A 21,857-nucleotide genomic window follows, 5' to 3' on the forward strand; every position below is an offset into this window, starting at 1 on the left:
AAATAAGAAGAATGTCAGGAAAAATAAAAGTAACATTTATTATAAATGATGGAGAAGAAAAAACTGTAGAAGCACCTATAGGGCTTTCCATTTTAGAAATTGCCCATAGTAACGATCTAGACCTTGAGGGGGCTTGTGAAGGATCTCTTGCTTGTGCTACTTGTCACGTTATTTTAGAAGAAGAATTTTACAACAAATTTAAAAAACCTACGGAAGCAGAGGAAGATATGCTTGACTTAGCCTTCGGTCTTACCGATACTTCTAGATTGGGATGCCAAATTATTTTAACCGAAGAATTAGACGGCATAAAAGTACGCCTTCCTTCTGCTACTCGTAATATAAAATTATAATGGATTAAAAAGTGATACGTCAAATACTTCTTTTTGTGTTTTTAGCCTTTACTATAATATGGTTTGCAACTGCATATACTATAAAAAATAACGTTGTAAGTTTAATTAAGAATTCTGAATCCGATAATCTTAAAATATCTTATAATACAGTTAAGTTTTCAGGCTATCCTTTTAATTGGAAAATTACCGTAACGGATCCTAAAGTAAAATTAATTGATCATGTAAATTCTAAAGAATTTACTAGTGAAAATATTGTCCTAAATATAGCTTTTAGTACTAAAAGAGCCGCTCTTAATTTCGGTCCTTTTATTAGAGAAGTCGATAATTACGGCGATAAAACATTTACCTATGATGTACGCAGCGATGATGACATAAAAGGTATAGGAAAATTTAATAAACCTTTATACAAAATATCCAGGAATGATAATTTGAAAGAGATATTAAAATCGGTTCAACTAAATAACAAAGCATTATCGATATTTAAAGATAATCAAGCAATCTTTAAAATTAACGGTTTAGCATTTCTTGTAAGAAAACAGAATTTAGCAACTGAGGAAAATATATTCTTATTTTTAAATATGAATTATTATTCAGAAAAAGATATTTTGAATTTTAAAAATGCTAATTTAGATATTGCTGCTTCTTTAAAATTCGCTGAAGACGGAGAAGGTTCAGCTATTTTACAAAATTTTAATATAGAAAGATTTATTTTTACTTGTGATCATGATTCTAAAGTTAATTTAAACGGTGCTTTACAATTCTTTGCGGGTAAATTACCGGAAGGAAAACTATATTTTGAGCTGGAAAATTATAATTCCATAGTTGATAAATTATTACCGAATAATATTATTTTTTCTAAGAAAATAATTAAAACAATTATTGCTAAAGCAATTAATAAAACTTCCGACGAACAATTAAATATAGATCAAAATGGTTCAAATTCGGCTTACAACAATATAGAAAAAGCTAAGTTTGATATTGAGTTTTCAGATAAAGGAATAAATATCGGTTCTATTAATTTATTAGAACTAAAGCTTGGTGAACATAAAAAAGACCAAAACACCGCAAATAATTCAAATTAGCCGAAAATAATTTAAATTAGTTTTATGAATAATTTTAAACTAGCTACTATTATTAGCATATTTCTTATTTGCAGTAATATTTATGCTGCTCCAAAAGTCATTGAAATCGGTACCGGCTCTATTTTAAAAGGATATTATGCTATTGGACTTGATTTATGCAAGACTATTACAAATGATGATAAAAATAATGAACATATTAAATGTGAAGTTGTTGCAACAAACGGCAGTATAGAAAATTTAAAATTATTACAACAAGGCAAAATTGATTTAGCTCTAGTGCAAGCTAATATTGCAGTAGAAGCATATGAGGGCATAGGTTATTATCATGATCAAGAAAAAATGCAAAATTTACGTCAGGTACTTAATCTACATGATGAGTTTTTTACGGTTATTGTAAAAGATGAGGATAAAATAAAAGTTTTTGCTGATATTGACGGAAAAAAATAACTAACGGTCCAGCATTTTCCAGTAGTAATATTACTTATGATGCCATACGTTCTTTATATAAATTTTCTAAAGAACCTGAAGAGCTACATATTAATTATGAAGATTCTATTGATAAATTCTGTAATAAGAAATAGATGCTATAATAATGATGGTTGGACACTCTAACCCCTTAGTAAATTTAATAGCTAATAAGCGTGAAGTTGATTTCGTTTCAATTGAAAATGATAAAATAGCAGAATTAATAAAACAAAATAGAGCGTTTCATAAAGCTATACTTCACAAGGGCTTATATCCAGGGATTACCGATGATCAAACTACAGTGAAAGTATCAGCAATCTTAGTAACTAGAGATGAAGCGAATCGTGATATTTTAGATAAATTTATTGGAGCTTTTCATAGAAACGTAGCAAATTTTAAACTTTCTAATTACTTATTAAATAACCTCGATATTAACTATTTTGCCGATACTAAAAATTTTGTTCTACCAAAACATGATTCAGTAAGAAATAAAAACTAAGAATATCTTATGTCTGAAAATACTATATTTAAAAATATACTTATACCTATAGATTTAAATGATAAAAAATCTATAAAAGGCATTCTTTCTAAGGCTTTAATGCTTGCGACGAACTTTCAAGCAAAATTACATTTTATGTATGTAATTCCTGAATTCGGTACGAAAATGTTTGAAGATTATTTACCTAAAAATTGGAAAACAGAGAAAAAAGGAAAGTATCAGACTCAAATTAAAGAGCTTATCAAACAATATATTCTTGATGAAATTGAAACAGATTATTATATAGGTAGCGGTGCCGTTTATGATGAAATAATTAAGCACTCTAATGAAATTAAAGCCGATTTAATAATAATCTCTGCAGTCAGACTACAATTAAAAGATTATATGCTTGGACCTAATGCTTCTAAAATCGTCCGTCATTCTGATATATCAGTTTTAGTAGTAAGAGACGAGTAATAAGTATTATTTATGGTTCTTACGTCATTCCCACATGGCGTTGCCTGCGTGGGTCAATTTCACCTCTGTCATCCCGTGGCTTGACCGGTCTTGTTGCATGGCTCGAAAAAAACGTACGATGTCATTTCCGCGTAGGCGGGAATGACATAAACGAGCTAGACTTGACCACGAGATCCAGTTAAAAATACTAAAATATTAGTATTTGTTATTGTTTTTATGGATCTAGTTAGCAAGCGAACTAGGTGACACAGTAGGTTTTACCGGTCGACGCGAGCAAAGCCTCCTCGCAATGACGATTAGATATCCACGCAGCAATACCACGCGGGATGACATTCATTTGTAGAAGTCAAGATTTAATCTTACAGACATTATAAAAATTATATCTGAATGTCTGATAAGTTATGACTGTCAGATGAGTATTCAAGATATAAGATTTCGTTATTCTTTTCAACAGCTAACTTTTTACTATCCATAAAAGTCTGCATAGGTGTTTTTCCATAGCAATATTTACCGGAATGCGGTCTTTCATTATTATAATATTCTAGCCAAATATCAAGATCTAGTTGTAGATCATCAAGATCAGTATAGATCTTTTTACGCATAGCAGTATCAAAGAATTCTTGTTTCATAGTTTTATTAAAACGTTCACACATACCATTTGTTTGAGGAGAATATGCTTTAGTAGTAGTATGCTCAATACCCTCAATGCTTAAGAACAATTCAAAAGCATGATGTTCTATATTACCTTTATACTCACCACCTCTATCAGTTAAAATACGAAGTACTGGTATTTGCTGACTCTCATACCATGGTAACACTCTATCATTAAGCATGTCAGCAGCGGTAAGTGCTGTTTTATCAGTATATAGTTTAGCCTCTGCAACCCGAGTGTAACTATCAATAAACACTTGAGAATATACCTTGCCTATGCCTTTAAAATTACCTACATAATATGTGTCTTGGCATCCTAGATAACCTGGATGCTGTGTATCAATCTCACCATGAGCTTCTTTCTCGCTACGCCGTTTCTCTAATACTTGTAACTGAGCTTCGGTAAGAACAATACCATCCTGAGCCATTTTGGCTTCTAATGCTTTAAGTCTTTTATTGATATTATTTAAATCATTACGTAGCCAAATAGATCTAACTCCTCCAGGTGATACAAGAATACCAGTCTTTTTAAGCTCATTTGATACTCGCAGCTGACCATAAGCAGGGTATTCTATTGCCATATCTAATACTGCTCTCTCTACGGCAGGATCAACTCTATTCGCTATAATTGGCTTCTTCCGACTAATCTCATATAATGCTTCTTCTCCTCCTGTTTCATATAACTCTTTAAACCTATAATAACTGTCTCTACTGTAACCCATAGCTTTATATGCTGACGATATACTACCAAGACTCCTAGCTAATTCTAGTAATCCTATTTTTGGCTTTATTATTTTTTGATTTAGATTCATCTCTAATCCTCCATTTAATATTATCTTAATTTTACTAAATGTAAGATTAAATCTCAACTATTACACTATATTGACTTTTTTTAATCTCCACGCAACAATGCCTTGCGAGAAAGGCTTGCTTGCGTAGACTCCCAGTCGTCATTGCGAGGAGCGAAGCGGCGTGGCAATCTCATGAAATGATAACAAACTCCTGAGATTGCTTCGTCAATTGCTATGCAATTTCCTCGCAATGACGATATCCGGCCTTAATATAATTAAGATAAATATACTTCCTTATCTAAAGTATCTTCGCTGTTATCTATAATCATAGTAATTGTTGCATCGCCGGTAATATTGATAGTAGTACGTAGCATATCAAGTATTCGGTCAATACCGGCAATAATTGCTACTCCCTCTATAGGTAAGTGAACCGAAGAAAGAACCATAGGAAGCATTATCAAAGAGGCGCCGGGAATACCAGCTCCGCCGATAGATCCAAGTGTCGAGGTGAGAATAATTACTAAATAGTCATGAGGAGCAAGTGTTACTCCCATCATTTGAGCAAAGAATATAGTAGTAAGAGATAGATTTATGGCGAATCCGTCCATATTAATTGACGCCCCTATCGGAAGTACGAATGAAGTACTAGACTCTGAAATGCCAAGCTTTTCACGACAAACTTGCATAGTAGTTGCAAGAGTTGCCTTACTACTTGAAGTAGAAAAAGCAAGTATCTGATATTCAAAACTTTTTTTATAAAAAGGTATAGGGGAAACACGGCAGAATACATATATAAGTAAGCCGAAAACTAAATATTGAAATGTCATTGCCACAACTACCGCTACAACAAGTTTCGATAAACTAATCATTACTTCAACTCCCTGCATGCCTACAATCCAGCCTGTTAAAGCAAAAGCACCGTAAGGGGATAATTGAATAACAAACGATATCATTTTTAATATTAATTTTGACATTACATGAATTAAATCAGTCACAGGTTCACCGATAGATTTCATTTTGTTTAAGGTAGTCCCAACAAAAATAGCAAAAAATACAACTTGCAAGACATCACCGTTTGCAAAAGCCCCAACAGCATTATCAGGGACGATATTTACAAAAAAATCAATTATATTAAATGAAGCTCTACTTGTCGTTCCTGAAGAGGTAAAATCTATATGTATGCCTACTCCCGGCTTTAATACTAAGGCAACAGTAAGCCCAAAAACCGTGGCAAAAAAAGTAGTACCTAAAAAAGCAGCTACCGCTTTCATTCCTACTCTGCCAAGGGCGGAAGTATCATTCATACTAGTGATACCGGAAACCAAGCTAAAGAAAATTAAAGGGGTAATGATCATTTTTATCAAGCGTAAGAAAATGTCACCGATAGGTTTAATATAATTAACATATTGTGGTAAGTATATACCAAATATAATACCTAAGATTAACCCTAAGGTAACTTTTTGCCATAATTTCATAATTTACTTACTTAATTTTTAAATTTGCTCGACTATAAGTTTATTTACTATTTTGGTCAATCCATTCTAAGTACTTTTGAAAGCCATAGTCAATATTTATTTTTATTATTTGCGGTAATTCATAATTATGAATTTCAAGGAGTTTATTTTCAATTTCGTTATAATTAGAAGATTTTGTTTTAATTACAAGTCTATATTCGGTTTCTAAAGTTACTCTCCCATCCCATCTAAAGTAACTTTTGACATCGTCAATTTGAATGCAGACAGCAAGATTTAATTCTAACAAAACAGATGCTATTTTCTCGGCAATTTGCAGATCATTTGTAGTAGTTAAAATTAAACAGTAATCTTGCATACTCGATGGACTTGAAAAATTGGCTACGTCATCTTTGTAAGTCCTCGGATGCTCACGTACTTTTGTACGCTCCGCTCCTCTGCTTACAAATTCCTTGCTCTTTTCCAAGTTGATCTTCGTATGACTCCTCTTCATTCTATAAAGATACACACTTAAACCTCAACAAAACAATTAGGTGTTTCATATAGTTTTAGGCTCGCTACGAAGAAGTTTTGACCTACGAAAAGTTTAGGAAAAATTTCATTCTTTAAATGCGTCGCTATATTTTCTGCAGTTGGGTTATTCTGCATGTAATATATTTTTTGACCGGTACAATTTTCTATTTGCCGCCCCATTTCCTTATCGTCTTGATGTAGGATTAAGCTATGATCAAAATTTTCATCAATCCATTTTTTAGCTGCATCCTTAATTAAACCAAAATCGATTACCATACCAAGTTTATCGGTTTTGTTTGCGGCTATAGCGATCTCAAGAACATAGCGATGACCGTGCAGGAATTGACATTTATTTTGATGCCCTATAATTCTATGTCCTGCATCGAACTCAATACGACGAGTACATTTTATCATTATTGTATATTTCCTTTCTTTGAATAATTTTACTTTTTTTCAAAAAGTAAAACGAGACCACGTCATTGCGAGGAAAAATTGAAAATTTTGACGAAGCAATCTCAGGAATTTGTTATTATTACATGAGATTGCCGCGCAGCCTACGGCTGCTCGCAATGACGATATTTTCTATAAATTCAACAATAACCTCTCAGGATTCTCGATTAGTTCCTTAATTTTTACCAAGAACGATACTCCTTCTTTCCCATCAATTATGCGATGATCGTAAGATAAAGCTATATACATCATCGGACATATTTCAATTTTACCGTCTATAACTACAGCTCTTTCCTCGGTTTTATGTAAGCCTAGAATACCTGATTGAGGAGGATTAATAATTGGTGTAGATAATAATGAACCATATACGCCTCCGTTAGAAATCGAGAATGTCCCCCCTGACAAATCAGCCATAGAAAGTTTACCTTCACGAGCCTTTTTAGCCAGAGTGCCTATAGCTTTTTCCACTTCGGCAAATCCCATTTTATCGGCATCCTTAACAACCGGTACAACAAGTCCTTGCTCTGTTCCGACAGCTACACCTATGTCATAGTAATTTTTATATACTAAATCATCGCCGTCTATTTCAGCATTTACCGACGGAATAAACTTTAAAGCTTCAATTGTTGCTTTAACAAAAAACGACATAAAGCCAAGTCTCACAGCGTGCTTTTTCTCAAACTCTTCTTTATATTGATTACGCAAGGCAATTACTTTTGACATATCAATTTCATTAAAAGTAGTCAAAATAGCTGCCGTATTTTGTGAATCTTTTAAACGCTGTGCAATAGTTTTACGCAAGCGTGACATACGAACACGCTGTACTCTTTCTTCATTAGTTTTGTTTACTGTAGGAGTAGAAGTAGCAGCAGACGGTGTGTTTATTGTTTCAAGCACGTCACCTTTGGTAATTCTACCGTCTCTACCTGTTCCTTTTATATTATTGGGATCAAGCTTATTTTCGGTAACTAATTTTTGTACGGAAGGAGCAAGAATATTATTAACCACGGCAGGTTTCTCTACAGGCTTTTCTGAAGTAGGTTGCGTAACTGCTTGAGCTTTAGCAGATTCATTATTAGTACCCGCAGTATTTGCAGCTGTCCCTTCATTTATTTCGCCTATTTCTTCGCCAACTGCTACATTTGCACCGTCAGTTTTCGATATTTTACCTATAGTGCCGTTACAAGGAGCATTAACTTCTAAAGTTACTTTTTCAGTTTCAATTTCTAACAGTAATTCATCGGTTTTAACCGAATCACCTTCTTTCTTATACCATTTGGCAATAGTTGCTTCCGTTACGGATTCTCCAAGCGATGGTACTATAATTTTAACGCTCATAATTTATTTTACTCCTATATTTTTATCGTCATTGCGAGGAGGCCTTGCCTGCATGGAGACCAAAGCCGTCATTGCGAGAAGAATTACAAAGTAATTCGCCGAAGCAATCTCAGGAGATGTGACGAGATTGCCACGTCGCTTCGCTTCTCGCAATGACGATTCGGGTATCCATGAGGGCGACGCCTTCAGTCGCTCGCAATGACGATTCTTAGGTAATATACCCCAAAGAATCACATCCCCAATGCTTCCCTTAATAGCTTCTCTTGCTGTTTATTATGCGCTTGCAGCGAACCTACTGCCGGAGAGGCCGATTCCTCTCTGCCTATATATTTAAATTCGTCATTAATTCCTGCTTCTTTTAAAGCATCGTTTAAGTGAGAAACTATATAACGCCAAGCTCCCATATTCTTTGGTTCTTCCTGACACCAAATAAATTCCTGCGTCCTATTATATTTTTTTAATAGTGATGCTACAAGTTTTTTTTCAAAAGGGTATAATTGCTCAAGCCTAATAATCGCTATGTTACTGTTATTGCCACGCATTTCAAATAGATCGTAATATACCTTACCGCTACATAAAATTACTTTAGTAATATTGTTTGTGTCTAGTTTATTTACCTCATCTAAAACCGGTAAGAAAGTAGTATTTTCGCCTAGCTCATCAAGTTTAGATACGGCATATTTATGACGTAATAATGATTTCGGCGACATTACGATTAGCGGTTTGCGGGTATCATCAAGTATTTGATGACGTAGCAGGTGGAAAATCGAGGCAGGAGTAGTTGGATATGTAACATACATATTATCCTCAGCCGCTAGCTGCAAGAACCTCTCAAGCCTTGCCGAACTATGCTCAGGTCCTTGTCCTTCAAATGCGTGCGGAAGTAGGACCACAAGTCCGCTCATACGAAGCCATTTTGTTTCGCTGCTTGAAATAAACTGGTCAAAAATGATCTGAGCTCCATTAGCGAAATCACCGAATTGTGCTTCCCATAAAACTAAATTTTTTGGATTTGCGAGTGAATAACCATACTCAAAACCAAGCACCGCATATTCAGATAAATTACTATCGGCTACCTCGTATTTTGCTTGTGTCTTAGATAAATTATTTAGAGGTATATAGGTAGTATCGTCAATTTGGTTGTGCAATACTGAATGACGATGCGAGAAAGTACCGCGTCCGCAGTCTTGTCCGGTTAGCCTTATATTTGTACTTTCGCTAAGCAAGCTTGCAAAAGCTAGCTGCTCAGCTGTTGCCCAATCAATAGGCTGATCGTTAGTCAGATTAGCTTTTCGAGCTTCAAATAGTTTTACAAGTTTTGGATTAACGGCAAAATCTTTCGGTATTTCGCATAGTTTAGTTCCTAAATCTTGTAATGTTTTTTTTTCGACGCCCGTTATTGCAGCTTGTGTAGAGGTGCGAGAAATGCCTTGCCATAACCCACCTAAGAAATGTACTTCCGGCTTATAACTTTTTGCCTGCTCATATTCCTTATCTAGTCTTGCTTTAAATTCTTCTTTTAACTTAGCAAAATAATTATTATCAATTATACCGCTTTTTACTAACTCATTTGCGTAAATATTTCCAGGGGTCGGTTTGCTTTTAATAATATTATACATCTTACCTTGAGTATACATCGGCTCATCGCCCTCATTATGCCCGTATTTGCGGTAACAAATAATTTCTACCACAACATCTTTACCGAATTTTTGCCTGTATTCTACTGCAATATTAGTTGCTTTTAATACCGCTTCTATATCATCACCGTTAACGTGCAAAATCGGAGCAGCTATGATTTTAGCAAACTCCGTAGAATATCTGCTAGATCTAGTATCCGCAGCATTTGCCGTAAAGCCTAGTTGGTTGTTAATTACGAAATGTAATATCCCGCCGATATCATAAGCAACAAGCGGCGACATCGACAAGCACTCTGCAACTACTCCTTGACCGCAAAAAGCAGCGTCACCATGCATTAGAATGGCCTTAACTTTATTGCGTTTAGCATCGTTAAGTATATCCTGTTTTGCTCTTACTTTCCCTGCAACTATAGGATTTACTGCCTCTAAATGGGATGGATTATCGGCAAGTGATAAATGTATTTTTTTATCCCCAATGACTCTAACAGATGAATAGCCTAGATGATATTTCACGTCACCTGAAACATTTAATTCATCAGGAAATACACTACCGCTTATGAAACTCGCAATAACGGCTTTATAAGGTTTGCCGACTACTTTAGTCAGAGTGTTTAATCTCCCTCGATGCGCCATACCAATAACGATTTCTTCAACGTCTTGATTCATGGATAAATCTATAGCTTTACTCATAGCAACTATAGAAGCATCTCCGCCTTCAACGGAAAAACGCTTAGCTCCTGGGAATTTAGTATGTAGATACTGCTCAAACCCTTCTACTTCTACTAAATCATTTAAGATAGTTTTTTTGTCTTCAGAAGAAAATGTAACTTCACTTTCTAGCTTATTATATAACCAATTTTTTTCATCTACATTTTCTATTTGCTCAAATTCAACACCGATAGAACCTGTATAAACTTTATCGAGCTTGGTAATTAATTCAGATAATTTACAGTTCCAAGTACCGACAAATTCATCCGTGATATTGATATTTTCCTCTAGTTGACTGTTATCAAGGCCAAAAGTTTCTATATTAAGCTTTAAATCATTTTTTGTTTTACGTAGCTCAAGACCAAGCGGGTCAAGATTCGCTAAATAGTGAGCATGCTTGCGATAAGCATTGATCATTGCTTTAGCTTTTAAACTAGACATCTTTCCAAACTTCGCTTCTAGAGGTAATTTAGACGTCGATCCGGTACTCGCATCCTCACGTATGTCTATATACGCTGCGGTACTGCGTTCCGTGTCTCCTTTAAGTTCCTCTCTATAAGCTGGTTTGGCAAGGTGTCTGTTATTTAAGACTTCAGAAGATAGATTATTATTTAGCGGTTCTTTTTTTATTTCATAAGGAATAATTATCTTTGCCGTACTTTTATTAAGCACGGTACTATTATCCTTAATGCCGGCAAAAAATTCTTGCCAAGTTTGATCAACCGAGGCGGGATTGGCTAAATATTGCTTATATAGCTCTTCAACAAAAACGGCGTTCCCGCCAAATAAATAACCTGTTTTTTTTAAGTCTTCTGCCATATTATTGTTTGATTAACGTCATTGCGAGGGATACGGGAGTCGTCATTGCGAGTAGCCATAGGCTGCGTGGTAATCTCGTCAAATATCCTGAGATTGCTTCGTCAATTACTTCGTAATTTCTTCGCAATGGCGTTTCAGTATCCACGCAGGCAATGCCTTCTTGCAATGACAGTTTTATTACTATAAATATTTCCCCTCTAAATACCTTATATACACTTCAGGATTTATCTTGTCCTCACCGCTAGCACTTTTTAATAAATCGGCTGAATTTTTTAACGAGCCGAGATTTCTAAAATTCTTATTTAGATAATTATTTAGATTACTAAAATCACCCTTTAATATATCATCTTTTATATTAGGATACATCTCTTTTACTTTTTTCATCACCATTGATGCGATAATTGCACCGTTTGTATAGGCGGGAAAGTAACCGAAATTTCCGTGTGACCAGTGAATATCTTGAAGACAGCCATTACTAAAGCTTACCGGTTTTAGCCTCAAATATTCTTGCATCTTATTATCCCAAAAGCTTGGTAACTCATCAAGATTCAAATCCCCGGTGATGAGCAGCTCCTCTATCTCAAAACGTAATATTACATGCAGAGGGTAAGTTACTTCATCTGCATCCACTCTTATAAAATCAGGTTTAACTTTAGTAATCTTTCTATATAAATTTTCTGCTGAATATTCTTCGCTTTTAAAAGCAAATTCGTCTCGAAGTAATTTGGCTAAAAATTCTGTAAATTCTCTTGATCTACCTACTTGCATCTCCATAAATAAAGATTGGCTTTCATGAAAAGCCATACCTTTAGCACGTCCTACCGGTTGTCCTTTATACATTTCCGGTAGATTCTGCTCATATAGAGCATGACCTGTTTCGTGAATAATTCCCATTAAACCGCTTATGAAATTATCTTTATAATACCTAGTAGTTAAACGTATATCGTTTGGTGTTCCACCGCAAAAAGGATGAGTAGATTCGTCTAAGCATCCTTTTGTTAGATCAAACTGCATAATTTCCATAATGCGTTTTCCGATACGTTTTTGCATTTCAGGAGCTAGTTCGGTGTTCTTTACTAGTTCTTTCTCGCTTTTCTGTTTTTCTAAAACTTTATTTATGAGTTGTGGGAGTTCTTTTTTAAGCACTGAAAAAACTTGTTTGATTTCGCTACTTTTTCTGCTTGGATCAAACATATCTATTAATGAGTCGTATAATCCGCAATTAAAAGCATCTGCTCGTACTTTAGCAACTTCTCTCGTATAATCTAAAACTTTTTGTAAATGCGGTTTGAATAAATTATAGTCATTATTTTTTCTTGCTTCTCGCCAAACAAGTTCAGCTTTGGTAGTCGCTGCTACTAGTTTCTTTTGTAGCTGCTCATCTATACAATTTGCATCTATTATTTGCCTCTCAATCTCTCTAATATTACCATTCTGCCATTCATCAAGGTTCTTTGATTCTTCTTTTGCCTTGCTAACTAACTCTTTTAGCATAGGAGATTTGAGCAGCGAGTGAACGAGCGACGTTAAAGTTACTATTTCGTTTGTTCTACTCTCACCTGAACCCATAGGCATATTTACGGCAATATCCCAGTATAATATGCCCAATATATTATTAAAATGCGAAATGGTCGCAAATTCGTTTTCTAATTTTGTGTAGTTGCTCATATGTTCCTTGTTTTTTGTCATTGTGAGGAGACGCTATAAGCGTCGACGAAGCAATCTCGGGTGAATTCCTGAGATTGTCATGCCCCTTTCAGTCGCTCGCAATGACGATTAATGATCCACGATACCCAGCAATGACGATTATTACAAATGCAACAACTCTTTTGCTGCTTTTAAACTTGCTTCGGTGATTGTCTTACCTGAAATCATGCGGGCGAGTTCCTCCTGTCTCTCAGCTAAATTTAAAGCTTTTACCGTTACTTTTGTTTCTTTCTCTAGCTGTGTTTTCTTTATTTTTATATGCAAATCTGCTTTACCTGCTACTTGCGGCTGGTGCGTAATAACTATTACTTGAGTAACGCTACTAAGTTTTTTTAATCGCTCACCTACTTTATCTGCGACCTCTCCGCCAATCCCAACATCTATTTCATCAAATATAATAGATGGTTTTACCATTTTATCAAACAAAGAAGTTTTTAAAGCAAGCATGAACCTTGATAATTCACCGCCGGAAGCGATTTTATTGATTGCTTCGGTTGCCATTCCGGGGTTAGTAGAAGCTTTAAACACAACATCATCATTACCGCCGGCTGTCGGCTCTTTTCCGGCGATTATCTCAATCTCAAAAATTGCTTTCGCCATTTTAAGCTGTTTTAGCTCCTGATGCAACGATTCTTCTAGATGTTTTGCGGCAATAAGACGCTTTACGGATAAATCGCTTGCTAGTTTATAATATTTTTTCTGTAATAGCACTTCTTGAGCTTTTAACTCATTACTATTCGCTATTTTGTTTTTTAATATACCGAGCTGCTTTAAAGATTTATCTAAAAATATACCCAATTCATCAGCAGGAACATTATATTTGCGGCTAATAGCTTTTATTAAAAATAATCGTTCTTCTGTTTCTTCAAGATTATATTCCTCATAATTAAAACTATCTAACAGATTTGATAATCCTTGGCGTGCTTCTTCTAGGTTATTATAGGCTTCTTCTAAGCTTGTAGCAATAGCTTCAAAACGCTCATTATCGCCTTGCCTTGCTAATAATTTCTCTGCTCTATTAATCGATGTATTTATTTCGGGGTTATTAATCTGTTCTAGAATATCTTTTATTAACTGTAAATCCTTATCTTTATTTTGCAAATCTTTTCGTATATTTGTAAGTTTCTCTTCTTCGCCTATGTGAATATTAAGCTTAGTTAATTCTTCCGTTGCAAAGCTCAAATAATCGATTTCTTGGTTTATAGAATTTTGTTTAAGTGTTATTTCAGCAATTTCTTTCCGAGTATTTTGCCAAGTCTGATAACATTTGGAAAGCTCGACTCGGAAGTCCAAAAGATTTCCGTAACTATCTAAAATATCACGCTGAGTATTGGCGTATAGAAGGGAAATATTATTATTTTGTCCATGAAGTTCAAATAAATAAGTAGCTAATTGCTGCATTATAGCTTTATTAACTACTTGATTATTAATAAAAAAATTTTTTCGCCCTTCGGCTTTTTGCAAACATTTTACAAGCAATAACTCTTCAGGCTCAATAAAATTTTGGATTAGAAAGTTTTTTATCTCTTCATTTAAAGAGAATATTATATTAACAACAGCGTAATCTTTTCCACGCTTTATTATATTGTTTGAAGTTTTATAACCAAGGCAAAATAAAATAGCGTCAAGTAAAATAGATTTACCAGCTCCCGTTTCACCGGTAATAACGCATAAACCTTTATTAAACTCAATTTCCAGCTCGTCTATCAGAATGAAGTTTTTGACTGAGAGACTATGAAACATAGTTATACTCGATGAATTTGAAAAGCTGCGTTGTACGGTTCGTTTATTTCATTCCCGCGGAAGCGGGAATCCAGCGTAAAGTGAGATAAATCGAGCTTTAAAAAAAGCTTTAAAGTACTGGATTCCCGCTGCCGCGGGAATGACATCGAACATTTTTTAAGAACCATGAATATCTTACTACTTAACCAACTTATATGCGTAACTATACCACTGATTATCAGGATCATTATAACCTAGCACCGAGGCGTATTTCTTTGCTTCATCCGGCAGCCCAAGCATCATATAGCTTTCAGCTAAACGGTAAAGAGCTTCTACCGAGTGAGAAGTAGTTTGATAATTATCAATTACCTCTTCAAATCTGTTAATTGCTGCCATCGGATTCTTATTCTTTAAGTAGAACCGACCTACCATCATCTCTTTACCTGCTAAATGATCGTTTACTAAGTCGATTTTTAAAGATGAATCAATAGCATATTTAGTATTTGGGAATTTTGCTATTACATCTTCAAAACTATCTTTAGCTAAGAAAGTTCTAGATTGATCATGATATACGTCTGAAATTAACATATAATATGATAATGCTTTAAGGTAATATGCATAAGCAATGTCAACATTTGCAGGGTGCAAATTAATGAACATATCAAGTACGTCAACCGTTTCTTCATATTGAGCGGCAAGGAATAAAGAATAGGCCTGCATCAATTCAGCTTGCGGCGTCATTTCATTACCTGGATGTTGGTAAAATACTCTTCCGAATTCTTCCGCAGCTTTCTTATATTTTTTCTTTTCTAACAAAGTAACACCTTCGTTATAAAGCGTAGGTATAGGAACTACTATATCATCACTGTTTTTTTTGCTTTTACAGCCACTTAAAGATAGGCCTATAATAAAAAAGATGCTTAATAATTTTGTTAATTTCATAGGAACTTAAATTCAGTTAATAACTAAATATACATATAGGCTTAAAGAATTTCAAGGATTCAATTAATAACATGATATAAATTGTTGGTGTTTACAATAAAATCATATAGTAGACTCCTCTATAAGCGGATTATTTCCTAATAAATTAATATCGCATCGAGTAAGTACATCTTTTATCATATTATCGTTAATTAAATCATCCGTATTAAAGAAGTTATTAACTGTAGCTAATGACAATATTTTTAAAGATAAAACTGGCTGGTTAACTGCTTCAGCATTAATATAAGCATTATAAAACTTATGTTCAAATTTTTCATTTTTACAGTCATGATATTTCTTTACATGAAATAAAGCATTTAAATATTTTTGAAAATTTTTATCTAATATATTATGTGGTCATGCCTCCATATTGCAGTTATGCCTATTAAAAAGCTATACGTTCAATAAGAGTACCAATAACCTTATCATGAATATCCAATGACTTGGAAAAGCAGATTGTCTTACGTGCAAGCCTCTTGCATCTCGTTCTAAGGTTCAAGTTACTTCGTTCTATCCGTTGAGTGTATTTTTTACTGATAATATGCTTTTTAGGGTCTAATAACCTAGCATAACTCCCCCATCCATCTGTATAGTAAAAAGTCACCTTGAAATTCTCTAGTTTTTTCAGTAATGATTCTAATGTGCTATCACATCTTGTACCAAACGTATAAGCAACTACTTTTAACGAAATCTTATCCAAGGCATACCAAAGCCATCGTTGTATGGATTTATTCTGTACATAAGACCATTGTTCATCTATCTCAGGAGCAATAATTACTTCTGTTGTACTGATAGAATGATTTATTGTTTTTTAATACTAGATTTTTTTAAAACACGGATAACTGTATTGATACCCACTTTTAATACTCTTACTGTATCTCTAACTCCAGAGCCGTTGATTGACATTTCTACTATTTGCTCCTTAACTCCAGGCTTAGATGCATTATTAATATACTCCAATTGAAAATATCGATTACACCGCTTGCATTGATATCTCTGTTGTTTTGAAATTGAATATCCTGACTTTATTACTTCTTCTGTGTTGTTACAATATCTACACTGAACATCCATTTTTGCCATAACTCCTTAACTATAATTCTCTCTTATTACTGTTTGAGGATTATAGACTATTTACTCTAAACTGCAATACGGAGGCACGACCACTTTTTTTAATCTCCACTCAACAACGCCTACGCGGGAATGACATATGACTATAATATTTTATAACATCGGAGGTTTCATTTTTATAGGAAAGTTAAATAAAATTCATGACCATAGACTTTTCATTTTATTAAAAAAGCTACCATCATTTTCTTTTTCATTTATGGATTCTTTTTTGAATTCTTCTAGTAGTTCACGTTGTCTTTTAGATAAATTTTTAGGTACTTCGACATGAATATGTGTAAGCATATCACCCCTAATAGTTGACCTCATTTTAGACATACCTTTGCTGCGTAGCCTTAATTGATCACCGTTTTGCGTGCCTGCCGGAATTGTTAAGTTGACTTTCCCACCTTCAATTACCGGTACTTCTATCTCTCCTCCAAGAGCAGCATTTACAAAACTAATAGGTAGTTTACAATGTAAATTTGCGCCGTCTACTTTATAAATATCATGTGGTTTTATTGCTATATCAACGTATAAATCACCGCTATTTCCGCCTCTAATACCCGCTTCTCCTTCTCCGGTATGTCTTATTCTAGTACCGTTTTCGACACCGGCAGGAATATTTACCGATAAATTTCGTTGCTTATGGTAACGTCCCATGCCATGACATTTCTTACAAGGATTTTTTATAATTTGTCCGTTACCTTGGCATTTGTGACAAGCTTGTTCGATCGTAAAGAACCCTTGCTGAATTCTAGTCGCTCCAACACCGCCGCAAGCATCACAAGTTGTTACGGTTTCACCTTTTTCAGAACCGCTGCCGTGACAAGTATCACATTTCACTTCGCTAGAAAAGCTGATATTTTTTTCTATACCGTGAAATGCTTCCCCTAGGTTAATTGTCAGATCATATTTTAAATCCGAACCTCTAGCCTTACTTGATGTAGGCTTTCTTCTACCACCTCCCATAAAGTCACTAAAGAAGTCGCCGAAAATATCGTTAATATCAGGATGAAAATCGCCGTGATTTCCTCCTCCCCCTCGTGACTGTTGATTTTGAAAAGTATCATGCCCAAAGCGGTCGTAAGCGGCTCTTTTCTGCTCGTCTTTTAGAACATCATAAGCACTCTTTATCTCTTTAAATTTCTTTTCAGCATCTTTAGCGTCAGTAGTATCAGGGTGATATTGCTTGGCTAGCTTAAGGTAGGCTTTTTTAAGATCAGCTTGGCTAGCTGTTTTACTAACGCCTAGTATTTGATAATAATCTTGTGACATAATTTAATTTATAAAATGAAATTGTAACATCATTGCGAGGAAAATTACATAGTAATTTGACGAAGCAATCTCAGGAGTTTGGCCCGAGATTGCCGCGTCGCTTCGCTCTTCGCAATGACGGGGGATGCCCACGCCCAATGACGAAATTACTTCTACTTCTTCTCTACCTCCTGAAAATCGGCATCTACTACTTTTCCATCGTTAGCAGTATTTTCTTCAGCAGGTTGGCTTTCGCTTTGCACTTTATACATTGCTTCACCGATTTTCATACTAGCTGCAGTTAAGCTCTCTGTCTTTTCTTTAATTAAAGCAGCATCTTCTGACTCAAGAACAGCTTTTAAAGCAGATAGTGCTTCTTCAGCAGCTCCTCTATCTTCTGATGATAATTTATCACCATACTCCGTAAGACTCTTTTCAGTAGAATAAACTAAACTATCGGCGGCATTTTTCGCTTCAATAAGTTCCTTACGCTTTTTATCTTCATCGGCATTCTGCTCAGCATCTTTAACCATTTGTTCGATTTCGGCATCGCTAAGACCACCGGAAGCCTGAATAGTTACTTTCTGCTCCTTACCGCTTGCTTTATCTTTAGCCGAAACATGCACTATTCCATTAACGTCAATATCAAATGTTACCTCTATTTGTGGAACACCTCTAGGCGACGGAGGTATGCCTTCAAGATTAAACTGACCAAGTAATTTATTACTAGCTGCCATTTCACGTTCACCTTGAAACACTCTAATAGTTACGGCATGCTGATTATCGTCAGCAGTTGAGAATACCTGACTTTTTTTAGTAGGTATAGTAGTATTACGATCGATTAATCTTGTAAATACGCCGCCAAGGGTTTCAATACCAAGGGATAGAGGCGTAACGTCTAATAATAATATGTCCGTTACTTCTTTGTTAAGTACTCCTCCTTGAATAGCAGCACCAAGTGCTACAACCTCATCAGGATTTACGCCTTTATGCGGTGCGCGTCCAAAGAATTTCTCTACGGCTTCTTGTACTTTCGGCATTCTAGTCATGCCGCCGACAAGTACTACTTCCTGAATATCAGAAGCTTTTAAACCTGCATCCTTTAACGCTTTACGGCAAGGCTCAACAGTTTTTTCAATTAAATCATCTACTAATTTTTCGAGTTCTGCTCTAGTGAATTTAATATTTAAATGTTTTGGTCCTGTACTATCAGCTGTAATATAAGGTAAATTAATATCGGTAGTTACTGCGGAAGATAGCTCTTTTTTAGCCTTTTCTGTCGCTTCTTTCAAACGTTGAAGTGCTAAAGGATCATTACGTAAATCTATACCGCTTTCTTTTTTGAATACATCTATTAAATGGTTTAATATTCTTGTATCGAAATCTTCACCGCCAAGGAATGTGTCACCGTTTGTTGATTTTACTTCAAAAACACCATCGCCGATTTCAAGAATTGAAACATCGAATGTTCCGCCGCCAAGATCGTATACTGCAATAGTTTTACTTGCCGATTTATCAAAACCGTAAGCAAGAGCTGCGGCAGTCGGCTCGTTGATTATTCTAAGGACCTCAAGACCTGCTATTTTACCTGCATCTTTTGTTGCTTGACGCTGTGCATCATTAAAATAAGCAGGCACGGTAATTACTGCTTGTGTTACTTTTTCGCCTAAATAATTCTCTGCGGTTTCTTTCATTTTTTGTAAAATAAAGGCACTAATTTGGCTTGGTGAATATTTATTGTTATCCACTTCGACCCATGCGTCACCGTTATCGGCTTTAACTATATTATACGGTACGATATCTTGGTCTTTCTTAACCATAGGATCGGTGAAATTTCTACCGATTAATCGCTTTACCGCATATATAGTATCGCGAGGGTTGGTTACTGCTTGTCTCTTAGCAGACTGCCCGACTAATTTTTCGCCGTTTGCAAAAGCTATTATTGACGGCGTAGTTCTCTCGCCTTCTGAATTTTCTATTACTTTTGGCTCTTTACCTTCCATGACTGCAACACAAGAGTTGGTAGTCCCAAGGTCGATACCTATTACTTTTCCCATAAGATTCCTCGTTTTCTTTTTTTATTTTATTATGACTTTTTATTTGATATAGTGCGGCTTAAATGATTTTACAAGAGGTGAAAATGAAAAAACTACCGATTTTACTAAAACTTTTATTTATCATTAATTTAGTTTTCCTAAATAATATAGTTTTAGCATCTTCTGAAGCAAGCAGTGCTATATTTGAAAAAGCGAAGAAAGCAATCGTAACAATTGATACTAGAATTGCCGTATCTGCATATGATGATACAAGTAGTTGGACAGGAACGGGATTTATTAACGATAAGAACAACGGTTATATAATTACTAATACTCATGTTGTCGGCGGTGCGTCTATCGGAACTTATTTTGTTACTTTTTATAATGGCGAGCAGGCGGAAGCAAAACTTATCTATTACGATATTTGGCAAGATTATGCCGTTCTAAAAGTAGAGAGCAAAGATATACCGGCATCCGCTACACAAATAGCTTTCTCAAGCGAGTTGCCAAAATTAAATCAGAAGGTTTTCGTAGTCGGTAACACAGAGGCAAAAGGCTTTTCTTTCCATACCGGTTATTTGTCCGATCTTTATAATATTGAAGGTTTAATGCCGCAATGTACTTATGTTATTAATTTAAATAGTACCGGCGGTGCTAGCGGTTCACCGGTATTAAACGATAAAATTGAGGCTATAGGAGTATTATACGGCGGCGGTAAAACTCATTCTCTAGCACTGCACGGTGATTATGTAGCTCGCACCTTAGAAAGTTTAAAGAATAATAAACAACCAAACAGAAAGCATATAGGAATAATAAGCGAGTTATATTCTTTAAATAAAGCAGTTAGACATCATAATTTCCCTAAAGAAGAAATGGATAAATATATAAATAAGTTTCCTGACAGTAGAAATAGGGTGATAAGCGTTAAGGCAGTTTTAGCCGGTTCGCCTGCTGAAAAATCTTTAAAAGCCGGTGATATTATTTGGGCAGTAAATGATAAGGAACTCGGCGGCAATCTAGCATTATTTGATAGAGAAATGGATAATTTTAAAGGAATAGCTATTAAACTTACTATATTTCGTGACGGCAAAAAGTTAGAGCAGTCAGTGGATTTATATGATGTGAACAATAATAAAATCTCTAAAATGATAAATTTCGGCGGTGCAGTATTTTTTGAAGTCGATGATTATTTTAGTAATAAATCAGGCATTCCACTTAAAGCTTTAAGTATAGCTTCCGTTCAATCCGGTAGTAGTTTCAGCTCTATACCGACATTCTTTACCAAAGATTATAAAAATGTTTATAGATTACAAATTTTTGAGATGAAAGATTTGGCTTTAAGTAATCTTGATGATTTGGTGAAATTCTTACCTGCTATTACTAAAGAGAAATTTATAACGGTTAGATTTAAAAATTATCAACCTTATTACGCTAATTTCGGTTATAACGAACTTATCTCATCACATGATGATATGATTGCCGATGTAACCTTGGATTCTATAGATACCAAGCCTTATATATTAAAGTATAATACTGTTTCTCATGATTGGGATATGGAAAATATAAAACTTCAGTAACTAATCGATTGTGATAAATTAACAATTCTTAATCAATTAAGTTGCAATCAATTCAACTCGGTTTGTTGCGTTATTATTCCTAAATTTATAATCTTAATTTTAGGAGAATTGCAAATTGGCTCAGTGTTGTTCACTATACTATAATATTCCTACGTGGATACTAAAGTCGTCATTGCGAGCAGCCATAGGCTGCGTGGCAATCTCATGAATAATAACAAATTCCTGAGATTGCTTCGTCAAAT

Annotated in this window: 16 protein-coding genes and 1 pseudogene; 5 read left to right on the forward strand and 12 right to left on the reverse strand. The window is 34.8% G+C overall.

Annotation, left to right across the window (positions count from 1 at the left end):
- The first annotated feature begins 11 nt into the window (after positions 1-11).
- The 4 genes and pseudogenes from AC0ODJ_RS08390 (at position 12) to AC0ODJ_RS08405 (ending at position 2,852) form a co-directional block, all read left to right on the forward strand.
- Positions 12-350, forward strand: coding sequence for a ferredoxin family 2Fe-2S iron-sulfur cluster binding protein (locus tag AC0ODJ_RS08390; RefSeq protein ID WP_218460157.1), 339 nt, complete (start codon positions 12-14; stop codon positions 348-350).
- Positions 351-361: 11 nt separating this feature from the next.
- The gene (locus AC0ODJ_RS08395) at positions 362-1,432 is read left to right on the forward strand and encodes an RP198 family tick cell line-upregulated protein (RefSeq protein ID WP_218460156.1); all 1,071 of its coding nucleotides are present in this window, start codon (positions 362-364) and stop codon (positions 1,430-1,432) included.
- A 24-nt stretch (positions 1,433-1,456) separates the two neighbouring features.
- Positions 1,457-2,396 (forward strand): annotated as a pseudogene (locus tag AC0ODJ_RS08400) (TAXI family TRAP transporter solute-binding subunit).
- A 9-nt stretch (positions 2,397-2,405) separates the two neighbouring features.
- Complete coding sequence (locus AC0ODJ_RS08405; RefSeq protein ID WP_218460154.1) at positions 2,406-2,852, forward strand: universal stress protein; 447 nt, start codon at positions 2,406-2,408, stop codon at positions 2,850-2,852.
- 377 nt (positions 2,853-3,229) lie between these two features.
- On the opposite strand, the gene AC0ODJ_RS08410 is transcribed toward AC0ODJ_RS08405, so the two are convergent.
- The 12 genes from AC0ODJ_RS08410 to dnaK form a co-directional block, all read right to left on the reverse strand.
- Positions 3,230-4,315, reverse strand: a complete 1,086-nt coding sequence (locus AC0ODJ_RS08410) for an IS481 family transposase (protein WP_121834048.1) — start codon at positions 4,313-4,315, stop codon at positions 3,230-3,232.
- Positions 4,316-4,569: 254 nt separating this feature from the next.
- Complete coding sequence (locus AC0ODJ_RS08415; protein WP_218460227.1) at positions 4,570-5,769, reverse strand: dicarboxylate/amino acid:cation symporter; 1,200 nt, start codon at positions 5,767-5,769, stop codon at positions 4,570-4,572.
- Positions 5,770-5,809: 40 nt separating this feature from the next.
- Positions 5,810-6,124: a divalent-cation tolerance protein CutA gene (gene cutA, locus AC0ODJ_RS08420; protein WP_256621200.1), complete on the reverse strand. Its 315-nt coding sequence runs from the start codon at positions 6,122-6,124 to the stop codon at positions 5,810-5,812.
- 152 nt (positions 6,125-6,276) lie between these two features.
- Positions 6,277-6,693, reverse strand: a complete 417-nt coding sequence (locus tag AC0ODJ_RS08425; RefSeq protein WP_218460228.1) for a 6-pyruvoyl trahydropterin synthase family protein — start codon at positions 6,691-6,693, stop codon at positions 6,277-6,279.
- Between the two features lie 168 nt (positions 6,694-6,861).
- Positions 6,862-8,067, reverse strand: coding sequence for a 2-oxoglutarate dehydrogenase complex dihydrolipoyllysine-residue succinyltransferase (odhB, locus tag AC0ODJ_RS08430; RefSeq protein WP_218460229.1), 1,206 nt, complete (start codon positions 8,065-8,067; stop codon positions 6,862-6,864).
- Positions 8,068-8,297: 230 nt separating this feature from the next.
- The gene (locus tag AC0ODJ_RS08435; RefSeq protein ID WP_474465978.1) at positions 8,298-11,231 is read right to left on the reverse strand and encodes a 2-oxoglutarate dehydrogenase E1 component; all 2,934 of its coding nucleotides are present in this window, start codon (positions 11,229-11,231) and stop codon (positions 8,298-8,300) included.
- Between the two features lie 180 nt (positions 11,232-11,411).
- Positions 11,412-12,899, reverse strand: coding sequence for a carboxypeptidase M32 (locus AC0ODJ_RS08440; RefSeq protein ID WP_218460232.1), 1,488 nt, complete (start codon positions 12,897-12,899; stop codon positions 11,412-11,414).
- A 141-nt stretch (positions 12,900-13,040) separates the two neighbouring features.
- Positions 13,041-14,681, reverse strand: coding sequence for a DNA repair protein RecN (gene recN, locus AC0ODJ_RS08445; RefSeq protein ID WP_218460233.1), 1,641 nt, complete (start codon positions 14,679-14,681; stop codon positions 13,041-13,043).
- 177 nt (positions 14,682-14,858) lie between these two features.
- Positions 14,859-15,602 (reverse strand): outer membrane protein assembly factor BamD, encoded by a 744-nt coding sequence (locus AC0ODJ_RS08450; protein WP_218460234.1) that lies wholly within the window; start codon positions 15,600-15,602, stop codon positions 14,859-14,861.
- Positions 15,603-16,026: 424 nt separating this feature from the next.
- Positions 16,027-16,721, reverse strand: a protein-coding gene (locus tag AC0ODJ_RS08455; protein WP_474465985.1) for an IS1 family transposase whose coding sequence is annotated in 2 segments (ribosomal slippage) — positions 16,027-16,448 and positions 16,448-16,721 — 696 coding nt in all. Because the reading frame shifts where the segments join, the coding sequence is not laid out codon by codon here.
- Between the two features lie 186 nt (positions 16,722-16,907).
- Positions 16,908-18,023: a molecular chaperone DnaJ gene (gene dnaJ / locus AC0ODJ_RS08460; protein ID WP_218460221.1), complete on the reverse strand. Its 1,116-nt coding sequence runs from the start codon at positions 18,021-18,023 to the stop codon at positions 16,908-16,910.
- Positions 18,024-18,175: 152 nt separating this feature from the next.
- A complete protein-coding gene (dnaK, locus tag AC0ODJ_RS08465; protein ID WP_218460222.1) occupies positions 18,176-20,059 on the reverse strand; it encodes a molecular chaperone DnaK in 1,884 nt (627 codons plus the stop codon).
- 62 nt (positions 20,060-20,121) lie between these two features.
- Between dnaK and AC0ODJ_RS08470 the strand changes: the two genes are divergently transcribed.
- Entirely contained in the window at positions 20,122-21,615 is a 1,494-nt protein-coding gene (locus AC0ODJ_RS08470; RefSeq protein ID WP_218460223.1) for a S1C family serine protease, read from the forward strand.
- The last annotated feature ends 242 nt before the right edge of the window (positions 21,616-21,857 follow it).

The sequence above is a fragment of the Rickettsia senegalensis genome (genome assembly GCF_056135685.1).